This window comes from Kitasatospora sp. NPDC092948 (assembly GCF_044754805.1).
GTDB lineage: Bacteria > Actinomycetota > Actinomycetes > Streptomycetales > Streptomycetaceae > Kitasatospora.
In genome coordinates, this window is the sequence record NZ_JBIVPU010000011.1 from 109986 (window position 1) to 132471 (window position 22486).

The window sequence follows — 22486 nt, forward strand, 5'->3', positions numbered from 1 at the left end:
GCGATCTTGCCGGCGTGTGCCTTCCGCTTCGCGCAGTTCCCCGCGCCCCTTGGTTCGCACCCGGCAGCTCTCGCACCTGGACGTTCACCCCTCTTCGAAGTCCTCCTCCTCGCGGCCCGGGGTCTTCAGGTCGAAGCGGAGGATGACGAAGCGGAAGGCCGTGTAGTAGACCGCCGCGAACACCAGTCCGATCGGGATGATCAGCCAAGGTCTGGTGGCGTAGCCCCAGTTGAGGACGTAGTCGATGGCGCCGGCGGAGAAGGTGAAGCCGTGGTGGACGCCGAGGGCCCAGGTGACGGCCATGGACAGGCCGGTGAGGAGGGCGTGGGTGGCGTAGAGGGCGGGGGCGATGAAGACGAAGGCGAACTCGATGGGTTCGGTGATGCCGGTGACGAAGGAGGTGAGGGCGAGCGAGAGCATCATGCCGAGGACGGCGCGGCGGCGTTCGGGGCGGGCGCAGTGGGCGATGGCGAGGGCCGCGGCGGGCAGGCCGAACATCATGACGGGGAAGAATCCGGACATGAACTGGCCGGCGCCGGGATCGTGTTGGAAGAACCGGGTCTGGTCGCCGTGGATGACGTGGCCGTCCACGGTGTAGTTGCCGGCCTGCTGCCAGAAGAAGGTGTTGGCAATCTGGTGCAGGCCGAACGGCAGCAGGCCGCGGTTGATCAGGCCGAAGACCCCGGAGCCGAGCGCGCCGAGGCCGATCACCCAGTTGCTGAAGTCGTCGACGACGGATCCGATCGGGCCCCAGCACAGGCCGAAGAAGACGCCGAGTCCGGTGCCGACGAAGGCCATCACGATGGGCACCAGGCGGCGGCCGTTGAAGAAGCCGAGCCAGTCGACCAGCCGGGTGCGGTGCAGGCGCTGCCAGAGGAGGGCGGAGAGCAGGCCGACGACCACGCCGCCGAGCACCCCGGGGTCCTGGTAGGTGGCCGCGATGTCCTTGCCGGGCAGCACCTGGTAGTCGGTCTTGGGGAAGGCGGTGAGCACCTGGTGGTAGGTCAGGAAGCCGACCAGGGCGGCGAGGGCGGTGGAGCCGTCGGACTTCTTGGCGTAGCCGATCGCGATGGCGACGCAGAACAGCAGCGGCATCCAGTCGAACACGGCGTGGCCGGACGCGGCGAAGACCTCGGCGACCTTGGTCCAGCCGAGTCCCTTGGGGCCGAAGACGTCGTCCTGGCCGAGGCGCAGCAGGATGCCCGCGGCGGGGAGGACGGCGATCGGGAGCTGGAGGCTGCGGCCGATCTTCTGCAGGGCGGGGAAGACCCGGGAGCGCAGCGCCCGTCCCGCCGCTGCCGCCTGCGAGTTCGGTTCGGTCGTACTCATAGCGGGCGGTTCCTCACGGCAGCGCGATCGTGGTCTAGACCATTGGTGGCCCGTTCCCGTTTCTAGCACGCGCCGAACAGGCTCCGGAACCCTCCGAAGGTCGGCCTTCGCAAGTGCCGCGGAATCGAAACCTTCGACCGGGCGACGCCCCGTCGGGCCCCGAACAACACCGCGCCCCCGGTGGGGAATTGTCTCCCACCGGGGGCGTTCGGGGCGAATCCGTCAGGACTTGGTCGGATCCTCGATCTGGCCCTCGTCCTCGCGTCCCGGTGTCTTCAGGTCGAACTTGACGATCACGAATCGGAAGACCGCGTAGTAGACCACCGCGAAGCACAGGCCGATCGGGATGATCAGCCAGGGTTTGGTGGCCAGGTTCCAGTTGATCACGTAGTCGATCAGGCCGGCCGAGAAACTGAAGCCGTCATGGACGCCGAGCCCCCAGGTGACGGCCATCGAGGCGCCGGTGAGCAGGGCGTGGATGCCGTACAGCAGCGGGGCCACGTAGGCGAAGGAGTACTCGATCGGCTCGGTGACGCCGGTGACGAAGGAGGTCAGCGCGACCGAGGTCATCAGGCCGTAGATCTCCTTGCGGCGGTGCGGCTTGGCGGAGGCGGCGATGGCCATCGCGGCGGCGGGGAGCGCGAACATCATGATCGGGAAGAAGCCGGAGAGGAACTGGCCCGCCGACGGGTCGCCCGCCAGGAAGCGGCCGATGTCGCCGGTGGCGGTCTTGCCGGTGTGCGGGTTGGTGAAGGTGCCGAACTGGAACCAGACGAAGGTGTTCAGCAGCTGGTGCATGCCGACCAGCAGCAGCGCGCGGTTGGCGAGGCCGAAGATGCCGGCGCCGCCGGCGCCCAGGTCGGACAGCCACTTGGAGAAGTCGGCCAGGCCGGTGCCGATCGGCTGCCAGATCCACACCATCAGCGAGCCGAACAGCAGGCCGACCAGGGCGGTGATCATCGGTACCAGGCGGCGGCCGTTGAAGAAGCCCAGCCAGTCGACCAGCCTGACCCGGTGGTAGCGCACCCAGAGCCAGGCCGAGAACAGACCCATCAGAATGCCGCCGAGCACGCCGGGATTCTGGAAGTCCACCTTCACCGCCGTCTTGGCCTCGAAGTCGATGCAGACCGTCTGCTCCAGCACCGAGGGCGCCGGGCAGGCCTTCGGGAAGGCCCGCAGGACGGCGTAGTAGACCAGGAAGCCCGCCACCGCGGCGAGCGCGGTGGAGCCGTCCGCCTTCTTGGCCATGCCGATCGCCACGCCGATGCAGAACAGCAGGGGCAGGCCGAGCGCCGGGTCGAGGAGCGCGCCGCCGGCGGCGGCGATGGCCGCGGCGACCCGGTCCCAGCCGAGGCCGTCCCTGCCGAAGATGTCGTCCTGGCCGAGGCGGGTGAGGATGCCGGCCGCGGGCAGCACGGCGACCGGCAGCTGGAGGCTGCGGCCCATCTTCTGCAGGCCGCCGTAGAAGGTGTGCCACCAGGTGCTCTGGTTGGCCGTGGCGCCCGTTGAACGCATTCGTCGGCCTCCGTGCTTCCGTCCGGTCCCGGTCCGTCCGTGGGTGGGGCCAGGAACACCGGTGGACCGTCCGGCGTTCTGGGAGTACACCTACAATTGGTGTAGACCAGTTCTGGAGGCCGGGGCGGTCCGCCGGGTTCGAGTACCCGGTGATCGTCATCCTCGGGCGGTCCCGGAGCGGGCCGCGCGCGGAGCTGGTCCGAACGTGGACCAACATGGCATATCGTCCGGAATCGGGTGATGCTGGTCGCGCCGTCGGAAGGCGCGGCAGACTGACCCCGAGTCACTTCCGGCCGGTACCACCGCACAGCAGTACGGCACCCGGCGACCGACCGCCGAAGCGCCGAGACAGAGGGAGAAAGACCATGGCCAGCAAGGCTGAGAAGATCGTCGCCGGTCTCGGCGGAATCGACAACATCGACGAGGTCGAGGGTTGCATCACCCGGCTGCGCACCGAGGTCCACGACGCCTCCAAGGTCGACGAGGCGGCGCTCAAGGCGGCCGGCGCCCACGGTGTGGTGAAGATGGGCACGGCCATCCAGGTCGTCATCGGCACCGACGCCGACCCGATCGCCGCCGAAATCGAAGACATGATGTGAGCCGAGCCCCCGCCGGCCCCGACGGCCCGTCGCCGAACCTCCGGCGACGGGCCGTCGCACGTCCGGGGGCAGGGCCGGGAGCCGGACGGGATACGCTCGTTCGCATGTCACGCATCGACGGCCGCACCCCCGACCAGCTCCGCCCGATCACCATCGAACGGGGCTGGAGCAAGCACGCCGAAGGATCCGTCCTGGTCTCCTACGGCGACACCAAGGTGCTGTGCACCGCCAGCGTCACCGAGGGCGTCCCGCGCTGGCGCAAGGGCAGCGGCGAGGGCTGGGTCACCGCCGAGTACTCCATGCTTCCGCGCGCCACCAACACCCGCGGCGACCGCGAGTCCGTGCGCGGCAAGATCGGCGGCCGCACCCACGAGATCAGCCGGCTGATCGGCCGTTCGCTGCGCGCCGTGGTCGACCACCGGGCGCTCGCCGAGAACACCATCGTGCTGGACTGCGACGTCCTCCAGGCCGACGGCGGCACCCGCACCGCGGCGATCACCGGCGCGTACGTGGCGCTGGTCGACGCGGTCTCCTGGGCCCGCGAGAAGAAGCTGCTGCGCGCCAAGGGCCAGCCGATCACCGGCGGCGTCAGCGCGGTCAGCGTCGGCATCATCGACGGCGTCCCGATGCTCGACCTCCGCTACGAGGAGGACGTCCGCGCGGAGACCGACATGAACATCGTCTGCACCTCCGACGGCCGCTTCGTCGAGGTCCAGGGCACCGCCGAGGGCGCCCCGTTCGACCGCGATCTGCTCAACCAGCTGCTCGACCTGGGCAGCCTGGGCTGCGCCGAGCTCGACGAGATCCAGCGCAAGGCGCTGGGCCTGTAGTCCTCCGGGGAACCGCGGTGGGCCGAACGGCCGTCAGAACGAGAGGGCCCGCCCGCGTGTGCTGTACAGGCACGCGGGCAGACCCTTAACGTTCGCTGTGAGCCCGCACACCCTCCTGGAGGACTCGCCGATGCAGCAGCCGCTCAGCATCAACCGCACCACCACGCTCGCCGTCGCAGCGATGGTGCTGATCCTGCCGCTGAGCGCGGTCAGCTGTTCCGCCGCGGAGAAGGCGGTCAGCTGCGCCAACACCGCGGTGCAACTGACCACCGACGTGGCGCAGCTCGGCAGCGCGTACAACAACGCCGACAAGGACCCGGCCGCCGCCGGGAAGGCCGTGCAGAAGATCAAGGGCGACGTCGACAAGATCGGCCGGAACTCCAGCGACGCCGACCTGGCCAAGGCCGTCGGCGACCTGCAGACCCAGGTCGACAAGGTGCAGAAGGCCGTCGACAACAACGAGACGCCCGACCTCGGACCGCTCGGCGACGCCGCCGGCCGGGTCAGCAAGGTGTGCACGGGCTGAGCATGTCGGGTGGTTAGGCTTGCGGCATGACCAAGCGACTCGTTCTCGCCACCCGTAACCAGCACAAGGTCGCCGAGCTGCGCGACATCCTCGGCGCGGCCGGACTGGACGTCGAACTGGTCGGCGCGGACGCCTTTCCCGAGGTGCCGGACGTTCCCGAGACCGGCGTGACCTTCGCCGAGAACGCCCTGCTGAAGGCGCACGCGCTGGCGCGCGCCACCGGGCTCCCGGCCGTCGCCGACGACTCCGGGCTGTGCGTCGACGTGCTGGGCGGGGCGCCCGGCATCTTCTCCGCCCGCTGGGCCGGCCGGCACGGCGACGACCGGGCCAACCTGGACCTGCTGCTCGCCCAGCTCGGCGACATCGCGGCCGAGCACCGCGCCGCGTCCTTCGCCTGCGCCGCCGCGCTCGCGCTGCCCGACGGCACCGAGCGGGTGGTCGAGGGCCGGCTGCACGGCACCCTGCGCACCGAGCCGGCCGGCAGCGGCGGCTTCGGCTACGACCCGATCCTGCAGCCGCTCGGCGAGAGCCGGACCTGCGCCGAGCTGAGCGCCGAGGAGAAGAACGCGATCAGCCACCGCGGCCAGGCGTTCCGGTCGCTCGCCCCGGTGGTCGCCGAACTGCTGGGCTGAGACCGCGCGTCGACATGCGAAGGGCCCGCCCGGGATCTCCCGGGCGGGCCCTTCGTCGGCTGTGCGGCCTGAGGGACTCGAACCCTCACGAGATTGCTCTCACGGGCACCTAAAACCCGGGCGTCTGCCAATTCCGCCAAGACCGCAGGCAGGGACTTCCCCGTCATGCTACTTGTCCGTCACCTCGGCGTGCACCACCCTTTCGGGCGGCGTTCGGGCCGTCGTCGGCCAGGCTGAGAATTGGTACAGACCTATTGACCAGTGTGGTCCAGACCACGTACGTTCGCGCCGCGTCATTCCTCCCCCACGGCGTCCGTCCCCCACAGGCGGGCGTGAACATTGGAGCGACTCATGCCCGAACGTCCCGCCCGTAGAACCCCCTTGAAGGCCGGCACCGCGCTGGCCACCGCGGCCGCCCTGGTGGCCGGGGCCGCCGGACTGGTCACCGCGCTCGGCGGCGCCTCCTCGGCCGCCACCGTCAACCTGCTGGCCAACGGCGACTTCGAGACCGGCACGCTGTCCGGCTGGAGCTGCTCCGGCGGCCTCGGCTCGATCACCTCCGCCGCCCCGCACGGCGGCGGCTACGCGCTGCAGGCGGCGGCCTCCGCGTCCGACACCGCGCAGTGCTCGCAGACCGTCGCGGTCAGCCCGAACACCACGTACAGCCTGAGCGGCTGGCTGAAGGGCAACTACGCCTACCTGGGCGTCACCGGCACCGGGACCACCGACACCAACTCCTGGGGCTCCAGCGCCGATTGGGTCAACCGCAGCACCACCTTCAGCACCGGGGCGTCGACCACCTCGGTGACGGTCTACACCCACGGCTGGTACGGCCAGGGCACGTACTACGCGGACGACCTGACCCTCACCGGGCCGGGCGGCGGCTCGGGCTCCACCAGCCCGTCGGCGAGCACGAGTGCGTCGGCGTCCGCGTCGGCTTCGGCTTCGGCCAGTGCTTCGCCGAGCAGCAGCAACAGCGCGTCGCCGTCGGCGAGTTCGTCGGCGACCGGGACGCCGGGCGGGGACGGGGTGGTGACCACGCCGACCGGGCTGACGGCGAGCGTGGCGAACACCGCGGTGACGCTGAAGTGGAACGCCTCCGCCGACAACGCGCAGAACGGCAACAGCGCGGTGTACCGGATCTTCTCCGGCGGCGTGCAGACCGCGACCTCGATGGGAACGTCGGTGACGGTCTCCTCGCTGCTGCCGAACACCTCGTACACCTTCACCGTGCAGGGCTACGACAAGGACGGCCACAGCAGCGGCTACTCCGCGCCGGTCACCGTCAGCACGGGCGCGGCGGCGACCGGGCCGCTGAAGTCGGCGTACTTCGCGCAGTGGGGGATCTACGGCAACAAGTACTACCCGTCCACCATGGCGGCCACCGGCGCGGCGAGCGGGCTGAACACCATGACGTACGCGTTCGCCAACATCAACCCGTCCACGCTGAGCTGCTTCGAGACCATCAAGGCCGCGGACACCAACGACAACAACCCGAACGCCGGCGACGGCGCGGGCGACGCGTTCGCGGACTACCAGAAGGGCTACACCTCGGACATCTCGGTGGACGGCACCACCGACGCCTGGACCCAGCCGCTGAAGGGCAACTTCAACCAGCTGCGCGAGCTGAAGGCGAAGTACCCGAACCTGAAGATCACCATGTCGCTGGGCGGCTGGACCTACTCGAAGTACTTCTCGGACGCGGCGGCCACCGACGCCTCGCGCAAGAAGCTGGTCTCCTCCTGCATCGACATGTTCATCAAGGGCAACCTGCCCTCGATCCAGGGCGACATCACCGGCGGCACCGCGGCCGCGATGGGCGTCTTCGACGGCATCGACATCGACTGGGAGTACCCGGCCTCCGCGGGCGGCCACACCGGCAACCACTACTCGGCCGCCGACACCGCCAACTTCACCGCGCTGCTGGCCGAGTTCCGCAACCAGCTGGACGCGTACGGGCAGACCGTCGGCAAGAAGTACCTGCTGACCGCGGCGCTGCCGAGCGGCCAGGACAAGATCGCGCTGCTGCAGACCGACCAGATCGGCAAGTACCTGGACTACGGCAACGTGATGTCCTACGACATGCACGGCGCCTGGGAGGCCACCGGCCCGACCAACCTCCAGGACCCGCTGTACGACAGCCCGAACGACCCGAGCAACCCGGTCGCCCCCGGCACGCAGAAGTACACCGTGGACAACGCGGTCAACGCCTACCTGACCGGCGCCCCCGCGTACGGCATCAAGGGCGGGTTCCCGGCGCAGAAGCTGGCGCTGGGCGTGCCGTTCTACTTCCGCGGCTGGACCGGCGTGCCGGCCGGCTCCAATTTCGGCCTGTACCAGACCGCGACCGGCCCGTCCGGGGCGCAGAGCACCAGCCAGACCGCCGGGGTGGCGTTCTGGAAGGAGCTGGCGGCGGCCGGGAAGACCACCGGCTCCACCGTGCACTGGGACCCGACCACGCAGAGCTCGTGGATCTACGACGGCGTCAACCTGTTCACCGGTGACACCCCGCAGGCCATCGCGGCGCGCGGCGCGTACGCCACGAGCAAGGGTCTGGGTGGCATATTCGCCTACTCGCTGGAGGGCGACGACCCGTCCGGTTTGCTGGTCAACGCGATGACCGGAAGCATGAAGTAGCGTCAACTCGCCCTGGGGAAGGCCGGATCGTCCGAGTGCGGACGGTTCGGCCTTTCTTGCCAAGTTGGTACAGACCTGTTGACGCGGGTGGTCCAGACCTTTTAAGTTCGGCGGAACTTCCCCCACATGTGCATGCCCTCCCACAGGCGTGCACGCGACACTCTCTCCTGGAGGACCGAGTGTTGATCCGACACACGACGGAGCAGCGCCCCACCGCTGCGGGCCGTCAGAAGACCGGCCGCAAGGTGGCGTTCGCCACCACCGCCGCGGCGGGGCTGGCGGGCCTGCTGATGAGCACGCTCGGCGTCGCCCCGTCCGCCGCCGCCGTCGACAACCAGGCGTGCCGCCCCGACGGCATGTACACCACGCCCGGCGTCGACGTGCCCTACTGCAACGTCTACGACACCAACGGCCGCGAGCAGATGGGCGCCGACCACCAGCGCCGCGTCATCGGCTACTTCACCGGCTGGCGCACCGGCAAGGACGGCACGCCCGCCTACCTGGTGAACAACATCCCCTGGGACAAGGTCACCCACCTCAACTACGCGTTCGCGCACGTCGGCAGCGACAACACCCTCTCGGTGGGCAGCGACAGCGCGGACAACGCCGCCACCGGGATGACCTTCCCGGGCGTGGCCGGCGCGGAGATGGACCCGTCGCTCCCGTACAAGGGCCACTTCAACCTGCTCACGAAGTACAAGAAGCAGTACCCGAACGTCAAGACCATGGTCTCGGTGGGCGGTTGGGCCGAGACCGGCGGCTACTTCGACGACTCGGGCAAGCGGGTCAACTCCGGCGGCTTCTACTCGATGACCGTCAACGCGGACGGGTCGGTCAACCAGGCCGGCATCAACACCTTCGCGGACTCCGCCGTCAACTTCATCAAGAAGTACGGCTTCAACGGCGTCGACCTCGACTACGAGTACCCGACCTCGATGAAGGACGCGGGCAACCCGCTCGACTACTCCATCTCCAACGCCAAGCGCGCGTCCCTGATGAAGGGCTACGCGGCGCTGATGAAGACCATGCGGGAGAAGCTCGACCGGGCCTCCGCCGCCGACGGCAAGTACTACCTGCTGTCGGTCGCCGCCCCGTCCTCGGGCTACCTGCTGCGCGGCATGGAGACCTTCCAGGTCACCCAGTACCTGGACTACGTCAACATCATGTCGTACGACCTGCACGGCGCCTGGAACAAGTACGTCGGCCCGAACGCCGCGCTGTACGACGACGGCAAGGACGGCGAGCTGGCGGCCGCCAACGTGTACGGCACCTCGCAGTACGGCGGGATCGGCTACCTGAACGGCGACTGGGCCGTCCACTACTTCCGCGGCGCGATGCCGGCCGGCCGGATCAACCTCGGCGTGCCGTACTACACCCGCGGCTTCCAGAACGTGCAGGGCGGCACCAACGGCCTGTGGGGCACCGCCTCCACCACCAACTGCCCGGCCGGCTCCGGCCTGACCACCTGTGGTGACGGCGCCGTCGGCATCGACAACATCTGGCACGACCTGGACGACAACGGCAAGGAGTCGCCGGCCGGCTCCAACCCGATGTGGCACGCCAAGAACCTGGAGAACGGCGTCGTGCCGGACTACCTCTCCAAGTACGGCGTCAGCGACACCTCGCTCAAGGGCAGCTACGCCCGCAACTACAGCGCGGCGCTGGCCTCGCCGTGGCTGTGGAACGCCGACAAGAAGGTCTTCCTCTCCACCGAGGACGACCAGTCCATCGGCGCCAAGGCCGACTACGTGGTCAACCAGGGCGTCGGCGGCGCGATGATCTGGGAGCTCGCCGGCGACTACAAGTGGGACGCCACCGCCAACGGCGGCAAGGGCGAGTACGTCCAGGGCAACACCATGACCTCGCTGCTGTACGACAAGTTCAAGTCGGCCTCGGCGTACGGTGCGACCCGCTCCACCGTCGCGCTGCCGCAGCAGACCCTGCCGATCGACGTGTCGTTCACCAACTTCGCGCTGGGCGACAACAACTACCCGATCAACCCGAAGATCCACATCGTCAACAACTCGACCGTCACCCTGCCGGGCGGCACCGAGTTCCAGTTCGACTACGCGACCTCGGCGCCCAGCAACGCCGCCGACCAGTCCGGCTTCGGGTCCAAGGTCATCCGGTCCGACCACACGGGCAACAACATCGGCGGCCTGAAGGGCGTCTACAACCGCGTCTCGCTGAAGCTGCCGACCTGGCAGTCGCTGGCGCCCGGCGCCTCGGTCGACGTCGCCTTCGTCTACTACCTGCCGGTCTCCACCCCCGCCAACTGGACCGTCAACGTCGGCGGCACCCTGTACGGCATCACCGGCGACTACACCCGCGGCACCACCGCCGGCACCGGCTCGCCGTCGCCCAGCACCTCGGCGTCCGCGTCGGCCTCGGCCAGTGCCTCCGCCTCGCCCTCGCAGTCGGCGTCGCCGTCCGCGTCGGCCAGCGCCTCCGCCTCGCCGTCCAAGTCGGCCTCGCCGTCGGCCTCGGCCGGCAACTGCTCGGGTGCGCCGAGCTGGAGCGCCGCCACCACCTACGCCGCCGTCACCAAGGTGTCGTGGCAGGGCCACTACTACCAGAACAAGTGGTGGACCGCGGGCGAGGACCCGTCGCTGAGCGGCGCCTGGGGCGTCTGGACGGACCTCGGGACCTGCTGATCCCGAGCCCATGAACGGCGGTGGCGGTCGACCCGGTCGGGGGGTCGGCCGCCACCGCTGCGATGCCTCCGGGAGCCGCTACTGGCCGACCTTCAGGTCCTTCAGCAGCTTCGCGACGTGGCCGGTGGCCCGGACGTTGTAGAGCGCCCGCTCCACCTTGCCCTGCTCGTCCACGATCACGGTGGAACGGATCACGCCCTGGTAGGTGCGGCCGTAGTTCACCTTCTCGCCGTACGCGCCGTACGCCTCCAGCACCTGGTGCTCCGGGTCCGACAGCAGCGTGACCTTCAGGTCCTCCTTCTCGCGGAACTTGCCGAGCTTCTCCGGCTTGTCCGGCGAGATGCCGATCACGTCGTAGCCCGCGCCCGCGAAGACCTCCAGGTTGTCCGTGAAGTCGCAGGCCTGCTTGGTGCAGCCCGGGGTCAGCGCCGCCGGGTAGAAGTAGACGATCACCTTGCGGCCCAGGTGGTCGGCCAGCGACACCCGGTTTCCGTCGGCGTCGGACAGGGTGAAGGCGGGGGCGGTGTCGCCCGCCTGCAGGCGCTCGCTCACGATGGTGCTTCTCTCCTCTGAGCCAGGACGGGAATCTCGTGCTGGCAGCCAACCTACCTCCGTTGGTGGGTGGCGCTGCGCGAGCGCGACGAGGAGCTGACAGACTGTCGGTGCAGAGAAGTACCTAGCGGTAACAGAGATGGGGTGGCCCCAGTGGCAGCGAGCAGCAAGGACACGTCGGCACCGCGCACGACGGCCCAGATCGAGGCGGACATCGCCGGGACCAGGGACAGGCTCGCCGCGACCCTCGACGAACTCGCCATGCGGGTGCACCCGGCCACCGTCGCCGCCCAGACCAAGGCCAAGCTGCGCGCGACGGTCGAGCAGAAGGCCGGCCGGGCGTACGTCGCCGCGAGCGGCGCCGTCGAGCAGGTCACGTCGAAGTTCGTCGACGAGGACGGGCGGCCCCGGCCCGAGCGGATCGTGCCGGTGGCGCTGGTCGGCGTCGGCGTGGTGCTGCTCATCGCGTCCGCACGCCGGCGTCGCAAGGGCTGAGACGGTTCCCGCGGACGGCGGGGCCCCGGGTTCGGACGCCCGGGACCCCGCCGTTTTCGCGGTCCGGTACGGTCGGAGCGTGAGTGAGAACGACGCGCAGAGCAGACACGACCGGCTCGGGGAGAAGCTTCCGATTCGGATGCTGCACGACCGGGTCCTCGTCAGGACCGAGACCGGCGAAGGCGAACGCCGATCCACCGGCGGCATCCTGATCCCCGCCACCGCGGAGCTTTCGCGCCGCTGCACCTGGGCCGAGGCGGTGGCCGTCGGCCAGAGCGTCCGGTCCGTGGAGCCCGGCGACCGGGTGCTGTACGACCCGGAGGACAAGCTTGAGGTGGAGGTCCGCGGAGCGACCTACGTGCTGCTCCGGGAACGCGACCTGCACGCGGTGGCGGCGGGGCGGTTCGGGGATCTGGAGGGGTCGACCGGGCTGTACCTGTAAGAGGTAAGCCGAGGAAAACCGCGCGACAAGCGCACGCCACGTCCGTAAGGTCGCGAGCACATGCAGGCCACCGTCCTGCGTCGCGATCTTGCGGACGTGGTGCGTCTCCCCCTCTCGCAGCTTCCCGCGCCCCTGATTGTGCGTCCTTCCGCCGAGGAGCCAGTGATGCCCGGGGTCTACTCAGCCGTCGCCCGCGGCACGTTCCGGCGGTACTCGACGTACCGGGCCGCGACGGTGGCCGGGGTGGTGACCAATTCCGTCTTCGGGTGGATCCTGGCGTCGACGATGCTCGCGCTGTGGCAGGTGCGGCCGGGGCTGGGCGGGTACGACGCGCGGCAGGCGGTGACGTACGTGTGGATCGGCCAGGCGCTGTTGGCGACCGTCGCGGTGTGGGGCGGCGGGTTCCAGGACGACGTGCAGGCGCGGTTCCGGAGCGGGGACATCGCGATCGACCTGTACCGGCCGGTGGACTTCCAGGGGTGGTGGCTGGCCTCGGACCTGGGGCGGGCGGGGTACCAGCTGATCACCCGGGGCGCGCTGCCGCTCGCGCTGGGCGCGCTGGTGTTCGAACTGGCGCTGCCCGCACGGCCGTTGGTGTGGCTGGAGTTCCTGCTGGCGGTGGCGCTGGCGGTGGTGGTGAGCTTCGGGGTGCGGTTCCTGGTGTCGCTGGCGGGGTTCTGGCTGCACGACACGGAGGGGGTGCGGGCGGCGGTGATGGTGCTGTCGATGTTCTTCTCCGGGACGCTGCTGCCGCTGGCCCTGTTCCCGGGCGCGCTGGGGGAGTTGGCGCGGATGCTGCCGTTCTCGGCGATGGTGCAGCTGCCCGCCGACGTGCTGCTCCAACGGCGCACCGGGCATAGCCTGTTGACCCTGTACGCATTCCAACTGGCATGGGCGGCAGCCCTGTTGGCGGCGGGCCGGGCAGTGCAGGCGCTCGCGGTGCGCAGGGTGGTGGTGCAGGGTGGTTGAGCAGGAGTCGCTCGCCGCCCGGGCGGGCTGGGCGGTGCGGTCGTGGTGGCTGATCGCCGCGATGTGGGGCCGGTCCATGCTGGCGTACCGGACGTCGTTCGTGCTGGGCCTGGCCGCGAACACACTGATCACGTTCCTGGACTTCGCGGTGCTGATCCTGATGTTCCGGCAGGCCGGCCGGCTGGCCGGCTGGACGCTCGCGGAGACCGGGTTCCTGTACGGGACGAGCTCGGTGGCGCTCGGCGCGGCCAACTTCCTGGTCGGCTCGGTGAGCGGGCTGGGCGAGCGGGTGCGCTCCGGCGCACTGGACACCATGCTGATCCGGCCTGCCCCCGCACTGGCCCAACTCGCCGCCGAACGCTTCTCGTTGCGGCGGCTGGGCCGCCTGGCGCAGGCGCTCGCGGTGCTCGGCTGGGCGCTCGCCGCGCTGGACGTGCGGTGGACCTGGGACCGGGTGCTGATGGTGCCCGGCCTGCTGCTGTGCGGCACGGTGATCTTCTGCGCGGTCTTCGTCGGCTGCTCCTGCGTGCAGTTCTGGTGGGGCGACGCCGCCGAACTGCAGAACTCGATCACCTACGGCGGCGGCACGCTGCTCCGGTACCCGCCGACGATGTTCGCCAAGGAGGTCGTCGCGGGCACCGTCTTCGGAGTGCCGCTGGCGTTCGTCAACTGGCTGCCCGCGCTGCACATCCTGGGCCGGCCCGACCCGCTCGGGCTGCCCGTCGCGTTCCAGTTCGCCTCGCCGGTCGCGGCCGCGCTCTGCGTGCTGGCCGCCGGGCTGGCCTGGCGGGCCGGGCTGCGGGCCTACCGTTCGACCGGCAGTTGAGAGGAAGGGGAGACCATGGCGGTGATCGAGGTCGAGGACGTCCGGCGGACTTTCACCGTCCGGACCGGGAAGGGCCGCTGGCGGCGCGAGAAGCGCGAGGTGCGGGCCGTGGACGGGCTGACCTTCCAGGTCGAGGAAGGGGAGTGCGTCGGCTACATCGGGCCGAACGGGGCGGGCAAGTCGACGACGGTGAAGATGCTCACCGGCATCCTGGTGCCCAGCGGCGGGCGGCTGCGGGTCGCCGGCGTCGACCCCGCGGCCAGACGGGCCGCGCTGGCCCGGCGGATCGGCGTGGTGTTCGGCCAGCGCACCACCCTGTGGTGGGACCTGCCGCTGCGCGACAGCTACGAACTGGCCCGCCGGATCTACCGGATCCCCGACGCCCGGTACCGGGCCAACTTCGACCGGTGCGTCGAACTGCTCGACCTGGGCGCACTGTTGGACACCCCGGTACGGCAGCTCTCGCTCGGCCAGCGGATGCGCGGCGACCTCGCCGCCGCCCTGCTGCACGACCCGAGCGTGCTCTACCTGGACGAGCCGACCATCGGACTCGACGTGATCAGCAGGACCAAGGTCCGCGAGTTCCTCCGCGAGACCAACCGGGAACAGCGCACCACCGTGCTGCTCACCACCCACGACCTCACCGACATCGAGCAGCTGTGCGGCCGGGTGATGGTGATCGACCACGGCCGGCTGGTGCTGGACGGCCCGCTGGAGGCCCTGCACGCGGCCGGCGAGAGCGAACGCACCCTGGTCGTCGACCTGGCCGGCCCGCACCCGCCGATCGACCTGCCCGGGGTGCGCACCGTCAAGGTCGAGGGCCCCCGGCAGTGGCTGGCGTTCCCGGCCCGGCAGAGCGCCGCACCGCTGGTCGCCGCCGTCGCCGAGCGCTACCCGCTGGTCGACCTGTCGGTGCGCGAACCCGCCATCGAGGACGTGATCGCCCGGATCTACGCCGGCGCGGACGCCGAACCCGTCGCCTGACGTCGTAGGAACGTCCCGCTCACTCGATCGGGTGGGGGAGGTGACCGAACGGCCGGTACGGGAGTTGGCATTCTCGTGACCGAGCACGAACCGGACGTCAGCGTGGTGATCGCCGTCCACGACACCATGCCCTACCTCACCGCCTGCCTGAACTCGCTGGTCGAACAGACCATCGGCGCGGACCGGATGGAAGTCGTCGCCGTCGACGACGGGTCGAGCGACGGCAGCACCGAGGAACTCGCCCGGTTCGCCGCCGCCCACCCCGGGCTGCTGCGCACCGTCCGGCAGCCCGCGTCCGGCGGGCCCGCGAAGCCCACCAACCGCGGCACCGACCTGGCCCGCGGCCGCTACCTGATGTACCTCGGGGCCGACGACTGGCTCGGCCCCGAGGCGCTGGCGCGGATGGTCGACGCCGCCGACCGCTGGCAGTGCGACGTGCTGATCCCCAAACTCGTCGGCGAGAACGGCCGGGTCGTCCCGCAGGGCATCTTCGAGCGCACCGCCGAACAGGTCGACTTCACCGACTCCGCGCTCGCCTGGGCGCTGGCCGACACCAAGATGTTCCGCCGCTCCCTGGTGCTCAGCCACGGCCTGCGCCGCCGCGAGGACCTGCCGGTCTGCTCCGACCAGCCGTTCACCCTCGGCGCGCTGCTGAACGCCCGCAAGGTGTCCGTGCTCGCCGACTACGACTACTACCACCTGGTGCTGCGGCAGGACCGCTCCAACGTCACCCACCGCGCCGGGCCGATCGACCGGCTGCGCGCCATGGACGCCGTCCAGGAGGTGCTGGAGCGCGGCACCCGCCCCGGGCCGGTCCGCGACGCCGTCCGGGAACGCTACTTCAGCTGGGACGTCCCGCAGGTGCTGCAGGAGCAGTTCCTCGCCGAACCGCCCGCCATGCAGCGGCGCATCCTCGGCGAGATCGGTCGGCTGCTCGACCGGCACTGCTCGCCCGGCGTGTTCGGCGCCGTCCCGGTGCCCGCCCGGCTGCGGCTCGCGCTCGCCCGGCGCGGCGAACTCGCCGTCCTGTGCGAGCTGATCGAGTGGGAACGGGACCACGGCCCCGCCCCCGTCGAACGCCGCGGCGGCCGGATGTACGCCCACTACCCGATGTACCGCGACCGGCGGCTCGGCCTGCCCGACACGCTGTTCGACGCCGGCCGAGCCCCCGGCCCCACCGGCTGGCGGCGGATGGTCCCCGCCCCGGTGCGCACCGTGCTGCGCCGCACCCGGAAGGCGCTGCGCGCCCGTCCCGGACCGCTGCGGGCCGCCCGGTGACGCAGAAACCCTTACCGGAAGGTGATCGAGTGACGGCGATGCAGATCTGCGTGGTCGGACTGGGCAAGATCGGCCTGCCACTGGCCGTCCAGTTCGCCACCAAGGGCCACCGGGTCACCGGCGCCGACATCGCCCCCGCGGTGGTCGCCGCCGTCACCGCCGGGCGGCCGCCCTTCCCCCGCGAGGCCCGCCTCGACGAACTGCTCGCCGAGACCGTCGCCGCCGGACGGCTGCACGCCACCACCGACACCGCCGCCGCCACCGCCGCGGCCGACGCCGTGGTGATCGTCGTCCCGCTGCTCACCGACGCCGACGGCAACCCCGACTTCGCGCTGCTGGACGCCGCCACCGACGCGGTCGCCGCCGGCCTGCGGCCCGGCACGCTGATCAGCTACGAGACCACGCTGCCGGTGGGCACCGTGCGCGGCCGGTTCGCCCGGCGGCTGGAGGCCGGCTCCGGGCTGACCGCCGGCCGGGACTTCGCGCTGGTGTTCAGCCCCGAACGGGTCCGCACCGGGCGGGTCTTCGCCGACCTGCGGCGCTACCCCAAGCTGGTCGGCGGCATCGACGAGGCGTCCACCCGGCGCGGCGTCGCGTTCTACCGGGCGGTGCTGGACTTCGACCCGCGCCCCGACCTGCCGCGCGGCAACGGCGTGTGGCCGCTCAGCGGGCCGGAGGCCGCCGAGTTCGCCAAGCTCGCCGAGACCACCTACCGGGACGTCAACATCGCGCTGGTCAACCAGTTCGCCCGGCTCGCCGACCGGGTCGGCGTCGACCTCGCCGAGGTGATCGACGCCTGCAACTCGCAGCCCTACAGCCACCTGCACCGGCCCGGCATCGCGGTCGGCGGGCACTGCATCCCGGTCTACCCGCGGCTGTACCTGTGGAACGACCCGGAGGCGAGCGTGGTGCGCGCCGCCCGGGAGGCCAACGAGCAGGTCCCGGCGTACGCGGTCGGCCTGCTGGCGGGCGCGCTCGGCCCGCTGGACGGCGTCGCCGTCACCGTGCTCGGCGCGGCCTACCGGGGCGGCGTCAAGGAGACCGCCGTCTCCGGGGTGTTCCCGCTGGTCGAGGCGCTGCGCGCGGCGGGCGCGCAGGTCGGCGTCAGCGACCCGCTGTACACGCCGGAGGAACTCGCCGCGCTCGGCCTGCCGCCCGACGACGGCAAGCCCGCCGCCGCGCTGGTCGTCCAGGCCGACCACCCCGAGTACCGCGACCTCGGCGCCGTCGACTTCCCGGGCGTGCAGGTGCTGCTCGACGGCCGCCGGGTCACCGACCCGGCGCGCTGGGAAGGGGTGCGGCGGATCGTCCTCGGGGGAGGGAACGCCCTGCGGTAGCGGCGGATTCGCGAGGCGGCGGTCGTCCCGCAGGACCGGTGTGCGAGTCTGGCGGGGTGAGTGTGGACGAGAGGGCAACCGGAGTCAGCTTCACCGCCGCCGACGAGGCCAAGCGACAGGGCGTACGGCGGATGAAGGCCATCGCCACCGGCCTGCTCGGCCTGGCCACGGTCGTCTTCGGCCTCGCCACCTGGGCCGGGGCCGCCGGCGCGGGCAGTTGGGCCGGCTACGTGGCCGCCGCCGCCGAGGCCGGCATGGTCGGCGCGCTCGCCGACTGGTTCGCCGTCACCGCGCTGTTCCGCCGCCCGTTCGGACTGCCGATCCCGCACACCGCGATCATCCCCACCAAGAAGGACGCGTTCGGGCGCTCGCTCGGCGACTTCGTCGGCGACAACTTCCTGTCCGCGCCGGTGGTCCGGGCCAGACTCGGCAGGATCGGCGTGGCCCGGCGGTTCGGCGAGTGGCTGTCCGCGCCCGGCAGCGCCGAACGCGTCACCCACGAGGCCGCCGCCGCGCTGCGCGGCGTCCTCGCGGTGCTGCGCGACGAGGACGTACAGGCCGTGGTCGCCGAGGCGATCACCCGGCGGGCCGCCGCCACCTCGGTCGCCGAACCCGCCGGCCGGCTGCTCGGCAAGATCGTCGCGGACGGCGGCCACAAGGGCATGGTCGACCTGGTCGCGGTCCGGGCCCGCGACTGGCTGGTCGAGCACCACGTCGAGGTGGTCGGCCGGGTCACCGCCAAGACCCCCGGCTGGACGCCCCGGTTCATCGACCACCAGGTCGGCGAACGGGTCTACAAGGAACTGCTGCGTTTCGTCACCGACGTCCGCGACGACCCCGAGCACCCCGCGCGCGGCGCCCTCGACAACTTCCTCGCCGACTTCGCGAAGGAACTCCAGCACGACCCGGAGACCATCGCCCGGGTCGAACGCGCCAAGTCCGACCTGCTGGCCCGCCCCGAGGTGCAGGACCTGATCGCCTCCTCCTGGTCGGCGGTGCGCACCCTGGTGCTGAACGCCGCCGAGGACCGGGACAGCGAACTGCGCCGCCGGATCACCCAGGGCCTGCACTCGCTCGGCCGCCGCCTCGCCACCGACGCCAAACTCCAGGCCAAGACCGACGGCTGGCTGCTGGACGCCGCCGAGTACGTGGTCTCCACCTACCGGCAGGAGATCACCTCGCTGATCTCCGACACGGTGGCCGGCTGGGACGCCGACGACGCCTCCCGCAAGATCGAGGCCAACGTCGGCCGCGACCTCCAGTTCATCCGGATCAACGGCACCGTGGTCGGCGCGATGGCGGGCCTGCTCATCCACACCGTCAGTACGGCGCTGGGTGGTTGACGAACCGTCCGCTGCCGGATTCGGTGCGCGGGTGTCCGACCGGTTCGGTAGGGTGATCGACCGATCGGCACGGCCAGGGGGGTCGCGGCCTTGAATTTCCATGGGGGACAGACCGTGAAGACGGTTCACGCACGCACGCTCGCACTGCGGATCGCCGCCCTGGCGGCGGCCGGACTGGTGCTGACGGCCTGCAACGACGACGAGGCGGCCACGGGGGCGGCCGGGCAGAGCACGCCGACGGCGACGGCGTCGGCCGGTGGCAAGCCGAGCGGAAAGCCGACCGGCAAGGCGAGCGACAAGCCGAGCAGCAGTGCCGTCGCGGGGGGTGACGCGGCCGCGCAGGCCAGGACCGACAAGCTCGCGCTGACTCCCGCCGACTGGGGCGCCGGGTTCGAGACCCGCGACGACGACGACACCAGCCTGACCAACTACACGATGGACAAGTCCTGCCTGAACAAGGAGGACGGGACGGTCAAGGGGCTGGTCGCCAACACCGGCCGGTACGTGCGCGCGCAGCGGCCCGACGGCGAGGAGCTCTGGGGCAGCAGCGTCGCCGCGCAGTTCACCACCGCCGACGCCGCGCACCAGGACATGGCGGAGTCGGCGGCCAACGTCAGGCGCTGCCCGAACTACAAGGACGAGGACGGCACCGAGACCATCTCCGCGCACGACATCGAGTCGCCCAAGGTGCCGGGAGCCGACGAGGTGTACTCGGAGGAAGGCCTGGCCGTCTACCACAACGACGACGGCACCACGACCCCGGAGCGGCCGTACTCCGCCATCACCGCCCGCAAGGGCCCGGTCGTGGTGACGGTCTTCGTCGACCTCGCCCCGAACCAGCAGGTCTTCGAGGGCCGCGCCCAGGTCCGGGCGCTGCTGCAGAAGGTGACCGCCAAGTGGTGACAACGCCGTCCGCGGCGGCGGGTTAGCATGCGAGGTCTGTCCGGATCAGGGTGAGTAGACGGGAGCGAACCATGGCCGAGCGAGTCCAGGGGATCGAGGCGTTCATCGCCGGAATGCCGAAGGCGGAGCTGCACGTGCACCACGTCGGCTCGGCCTCACCGCGCGTCGTCGCCGAACTCGCCGCGCGGCACGCCGGAACCACCAAGGTCCCGACGGACCCGGAGGCGCTCGCGGAGTACTTCACGTTCACCGACTTCGCGCACTTCATCGAGGTGTACCTGAGCGTCGTCGACCTGATCCGCGACGCCGAGGACGTCCGCTCGCTGACCTACGGCGTCGCCCAGGACATGGCCCGGCAGAACATCCGCTACGCCGAACTGACCGTCACGCCGTACTCGTCGGTCCGCCGCGGCATCCCCGACGTCGCCTTCATGGAGGCGATCGAGGACGCCCGGCTGGCCGCCGAGAAGGAACTCGGCGTCGTGCTGCGCTGGTGCTTCGACATCCCCGGCGAGGCCGGGTTGGCCTCCGCCGAGGAGACCGCCCGCCTCGCCCTCGACCTCGCGCCCGCCGGGCTGGTCTCGTTCGGCCTCGGCGGCCCCGAGATCGGCGTGCCGCGCCCGCAGTTCAAGCCGTACTTCGACCGGGCCCGGGCGGCCGGCCTGCACAGCGTGCCGCACGCTGGCGAGTCCACCGGGCCGGAGACGGTCTGGGACGCGATCCGGGTGCTCGGCGCGGAACGCATCGGCCACGGCACCCAGTCGGTCAAGGACCCGGCGCTGCTCGACCACCTCGGCGAGCACCGGATCCCGCTGGAGGTCTGCCCGACGTCCAACCTGGCCACCCGGGTGGTCGAGCGGATCGAGGACCACCCGATCCGGCAGATGGTCGACGCCGGCCTGCTCGTCACCGTCAACAGCGACGACCCGCCGATGTTCGGCACCGACCTGAACACCGAGTACGCGGTCGCCGCGAAGCTGCTCGGCCTGGACGAGACCGGGATCGCCGCGCTCGCCCGCAACGCGGTGGAGGCGTCCTTCCTGGACGCGGCGGGCAAGCGGCGGCTGACCGGCGAGATCGACGCCTACCTGGCGGGCCGGGGCGCCACGGGCTGAGGGCGCACGACCGGGAGGCCGTTCGCGGGCTCGACGCCTCGACGCCTCGACGCCTCGATGCCTCGTCACCGGCGGGGCGGGGAACGGCAGTCGCTCTCCCGCCCCGCCGGTGACGGCGCGGCTCAGGGCAGGCGGACGACGCTCGCGGTGGCCGCGGAGGCGCGGGCGGCCTCCAGGACGGTGAGCGTGGCGACGGCGTCCCGGGGGTCGACCGGCGGCGGGGTGCGGTCGGCGAGCGAGGCGGCGATGCCCGCGTAGAACGCCGGGTAGTCACCGGGGTCGGTGGGGATCGGCTCGGCGTCGCCGTCGGTGCCGAGCAGGCCGTACGCGGCGGGGTCGTCGTCCCCCCAGTGGCTGTCCGGTCCGGGACGGCGGCCGGCCCGCAGGGCGGCCTCCTGCGGGTCCATGCCGAACTTGACGTAGCCGGCGCTGTCGCCGAGGACCCGCAGACGGGGGCCGGCGAGCGGGGTCAGGGCGCTGGTCCACAGCTGGGAGCGGACACCGCCGGTGTGGGTGAGGGCGAGGAAGGCGTCGTCGTCGACCACCGCGCCGTCCCGGCGGACGTCGATCTCGGCGTACACCGTCTCGACCGGCCCGAACAGCGCGAGGGCCTGGTCGACCAGGTGGCTGCCCAGGTCGTACAGGGTGCCGCCGACCTCGGCGGGGTCGGCGAGTTCGCGCCAGCCGGGCTTCGGCTTGGGACGGAACCGTTCGAAGCGGGACTCGAAGCGGTGCACCCGGCCGAGCCGGCCGTCCTCGATCAGCCGGCGGGCGGTGAGGAAGTCGCCGTCCCAGCGCCGGTTCTGGAACACCGACAGCAGCAGGCCGGACTTCTCGGCGAACTCGCACAGGTCGCGGCCCTCGGCGCTGGTCGCGGCGAGCGGCTTGTCGACGACGGTGGCCAGGCCGGCCAGCAGGGCGGTCCGGGCGAGCGGAACGTGGGTGCGGTTGGGGGAGGCGATCACCACCAGGTCGAAGCGGTCGGCGTCCTCGAACAGCTGGTCGGGGGTGTCGAGGGCGCGGGCGCCGGGGTGGTCGCGGTGCAGCTGGGCGCGGCGGTCGGGGTTGGCGGTGACCACCGCGTCCAGTCGCAGCCCGGGAGTGGTGGCGATCAGCGGGGCGTGGAAGGCCGAACCGGCCAGGCCGTAGCCGATCAGGCCGACGCGAAACGGTGCAGGGGGCGTGCTCATGACCCCCACTCAACCATCCCCGTCCCCCGGAGCGACGGAGGCCGCCCGGTCCGTTCCGCCAGGTCGGGGCGGTCCGGCGGGCCCGGTGCGGCGGCGCGCGGTGGCAGCGGCCGCGCCGGTGAGCAGCAGCACCGAGCCGAGCGACAGCAGCACGCCCTGGCCGGCGTCCCGGTCGGCGTGGGCGGCGGTGCCGGCCGCCGCGGCGGGCGCGACGGCCGGGCCGCCGAGCAGGGCGGTGGTGGCCAGCAGGACGGCGGTGCGGCGGACGGAAGCCACGGGCGGGGGCTCCTTGCGTCGGGCGGAGGGTGTGTCCGGGACGTTAGCCGTGCG

21 protein-coding genes and 1 tRNA gene are annotated in these 22486 nt (G+C 71.5%); 16 read left to right on the forward strand and 6 right to left on the reverse strand.

The window, feature by feature from the left end:
* Positions 1-84: 84 nt before the first annotated feature.
* Both ACIQF6_RS27330 and ACIQF6_RS27335 read right to left on the reverse strand, forming a co-directional pair.
* On the reverse strand, positions 85-1329 hold the full coding sequence (locus tag ACIQF6_RS27330) for a PTS transporter subunit EIIC (RefSeq protein WP_400899548.1): 1245 nt from the start codon (positions 1327-1329) through the stop codon (positions 85-87).
* A gap of 222 nt (positions 1330-1551) precedes the next feature.
* A complete protein-coding gene (locus ACIQF6_RS27335; protein WP_400899550.1) occupies positions 1552-2844 on the reverse strand; it encodes a PTS transporter subunit EIIC in 1293 nt (430 codons plus the stop codon).
* Positions 2845-3209: 365 nt separating this feature from the next.
* On the opposite strand from ACIQF6_RS27335, the gene ACIQF6_RS27340 reads away from it, so the two are divergent.
* The 4 genes from ACIQF6_RS27340 to rdgB all read left to right on the forward strand — a co-directional run bounded on the left by ACIQF6_RS27340 (position 3210) and on the right by rdgB (position 5431).
* Entirely contained in the window at positions 3210-3443 is a 234-nt protein-coding gene (locus ACIQF6_RS27340; protein WP_061444474.1) for a glucose PTS transporter subunit EIIB, read from the forward strand.
* A 104-nt stretch (positions 3444-3547) separates the two neighbouring features.
* A complete protein-coding gene (gene rph / locus ACIQF6_RS27345; protein ID WP_400899553.1) occupies positions 3548-4273 on the forward strand; it encodes a ribonuclease PH in 726 nt (241 codons plus the stop codon).
* A 97-nt stretch (positions 4274-4370) separates the two neighbouring features.
* A complete protein-coding gene (locus tag ACIQF6_RS27350; protein ID WP_400899555.1) occupies positions 4371-4799 on the forward strand; it encodes a hypothetical protein in 429 nt (142 codons plus the stop codon).
* 26 nt (positions 4800-4825) lie between these two features.
* Positions 4826-5431, forward strand: coding sequence for an RdgB/HAM1 family non-canonical purine NTP pyrophosphatase (gene rdgB, locus ACIQF6_RS27355; RefSeq protein ID WP_400899557.1), 606 nt, complete (start codon positions 4826-4828; stop codon positions 5429-5431).
* A 62-nt stretch (positions 5432-5493) separates the two neighbouring features.
* On the opposite strand, the gene ACIQF6_RS27360 is transcribed toward rdgB, so the two are convergent.
* Positions 5494-5577, reverse strand: a tRNA-Leu gene (locus ACIQF6_RS27360).
* A gap of 205 nt (positions 5578-5782) precedes the next feature.
* On the opposite strand from ACIQF6_RS27360, the gene ACIQF6_RS27365 reads away from it, so the two are divergent.
* Entirely contained in the window at positions 5783-8068 is a 2286-nt protein-coding gene (locus ACIQF6_RS27365; protein WP_400899559.1) for a glycosyl hydrolase family 18 protein, read from the forward strand.
* A gap of 290 nt (positions 8069-8358) precedes the next feature.
* A complete protein-coding gene (locus tag ACIQF6_RS27370; RefSeq protein ID WP_400899761.1) occupies positions 8359-10722 on the forward strand; it encodes a chitinase C-terminal domain-containing protein in 2364 nt (787 codons plus the stop codon).
* Positions 10723-10800: 78 nt separating this feature from the next.
* Here ACIQF6_RS27370 and bcp read toward each other — a convergent pair whose 3' ends face one another.
* Positions 10801-11274 carry a thioredoxin-dependent thiol peroxidase gene (bcp, locus tag ACIQF6_RS27375; RefSeq protein ID WP_400899561.1) on the reverse strand — a complete coding sequence of 158 codons (474 nt, stop codon included), beginning with the start codon at positions 11272-11274 and terminating at the stop codon, positions 10801-10803.
* A gap of 153 nt (positions 11275-11427) precedes the next feature.
* Between bcp and ACIQF6_RS27380 the strand changes: the two genes are divergently transcribed.
* The 10 genes from ACIQF6_RS27380 to ACIQF6_RS27425 all read left to right on the forward strand — a co-directional run bounded on the left by ACIQF6_RS27380 (position 11428) and on the right by ACIQF6_RS27425 (position 20966).
* Positions 11428-11769 carry a DUF3618 domain-containing protein gene (locus ACIQF6_RS27380; protein WP_400899563.1) on the forward strand — a complete coding sequence of 114 codons (342 nt, stop codon included), beginning with the start codon at positions 11428-11430 and terminating at the stop codon, positions 11767-11769.
* 139 nt (positions 11770-11908) lie between these two features.
* Positions 11909-12211 carry a GroES family chaperonin gene (locus ACIQF6_RS27385; protein ID WP_400899763.1) on the forward strand — a complete coding sequence of 101 codons (303 nt, stop codon included), beginning with the start codon at positions 11909-11911 and terminating at the stop codon, positions 12209-12211.
* A 165-nt stretch (positions 12212-12376) separates the two neighbouring features.
* Positions 12377-13180, forward strand: coding sequence for an ABC transporter permease (locus tag ACIQF6_RS27390; RefSeq protein WP_400899565.1), 804 nt, complete (start codon positions 12377-12379; stop codon positions 13178-13180).
* Positions 13173-14006: an ABC transporter permease gene (locus tag ACIQF6_RS27395; RefSeq protein WP_400899567.1), complete on the forward strand. Its 834-nt coding sequence runs from the start codon at positions 13173-13175 to the stop codon at positions 14004-14006. Before ACIQF6_RS27390 ends, ACIQF6_RS27395 begins: the two co-directional genes overlap by 8 nt.
* A gap of 15 nt (positions 14007-14021) precedes the next feature.
* Positions 14022-14990 (forward strand): ATP-binding cassette domain-containing protein, encoded by a 969-nt coding sequence (locus ACIQF6_RS27400; protein ID WP_400899569.1) that lies wholly within the window; start codon positions 14022-14024, stop codon positions 14988-14990.
* A 75-nt stretch (positions 14991-15065) separates the two neighbouring features.
* Entirely contained in the window at positions 15066-16268 is a 1203-nt protein-coding gene (locus ACIQF6_RS27405; protein WP_400899571.1) for a glycosyltransferase family 2 protein, read from the forward strand.
* A 38-nt stretch (positions 16269-16306) separates the two neighbouring features.
* Positions 16307-17605 (forward strand): nucleotide sugar dehydrogenase, encoded by a 1299-nt coding sequence (locus ACIQF6_RS27410; protein ID WP_400899765.1) that lies wholly within the window; start codon positions 16307-16309, stop codon positions 17603-17605.
* Positions 17606-17667: 62 nt separating this feature from the next.
* Positions 17668-18948: a DUF445 domain-containing protein gene (locus ACIQF6_RS27415; protein WP_400899767.1), complete on the forward strand. Its 1281-nt coding sequence runs from the start codon at positions 17668-17670 to the stop codon at positions 18946-18948.
* Positions 18949-19062: 114 nt separating this feature from the next.
* A complete protein-coding gene (locus ACIQF6_RS27420; RefSeq protein ID WP_400899573.1) occupies positions 19063-19851 on the forward strand; it encodes a hypothetical protein in 789 nt (262 codons plus the stop codon).
* Between the two features lie 71 nt (positions 19852-19922).
* Positions 19923-20966 (forward strand): adenosine deaminase, encoded by a 1044-nt coding sequence (locus tag ACIQF6_RS27425; RefSeq protein ID WP_400899575.1) that lies wholly within the window; start codon positions 19923-19925, stop codon positions 20964-20966.
* Between the two features lie 122 nt (positions 20967-21088).
* Here ACIQF6_RS27425 and ACIQF6_RS27430 read toward each other — a convergent pair whose 3' ends face one another.
* The gene (locus ACIQF6_RS27430; RefSeq protein WP_400899577.1) at positions 21089-22156 is read right to left on the reverse strand and encodes a Gfo/Idh/MocA family oxidoreductase; all 1068 of its coding nucleotides are present in this window, start codon (positions 22154-22156) and stop codon (positions 21089-21091) included.
* Between the two features lie 9 nt (positions 22157-22165).
* Positions 22166-22432: a hypothetical protein gene (locus ACIQF6_RS27435; protein ID WP_400899579.1), complete on the reverse strand. Its 267-nt coding sequence runs from the start codon at positions 22430-22432 to the stop codon at positions 22166-22168.
* Positions 22433-22486: the final 54 nt, after the last annotated feature.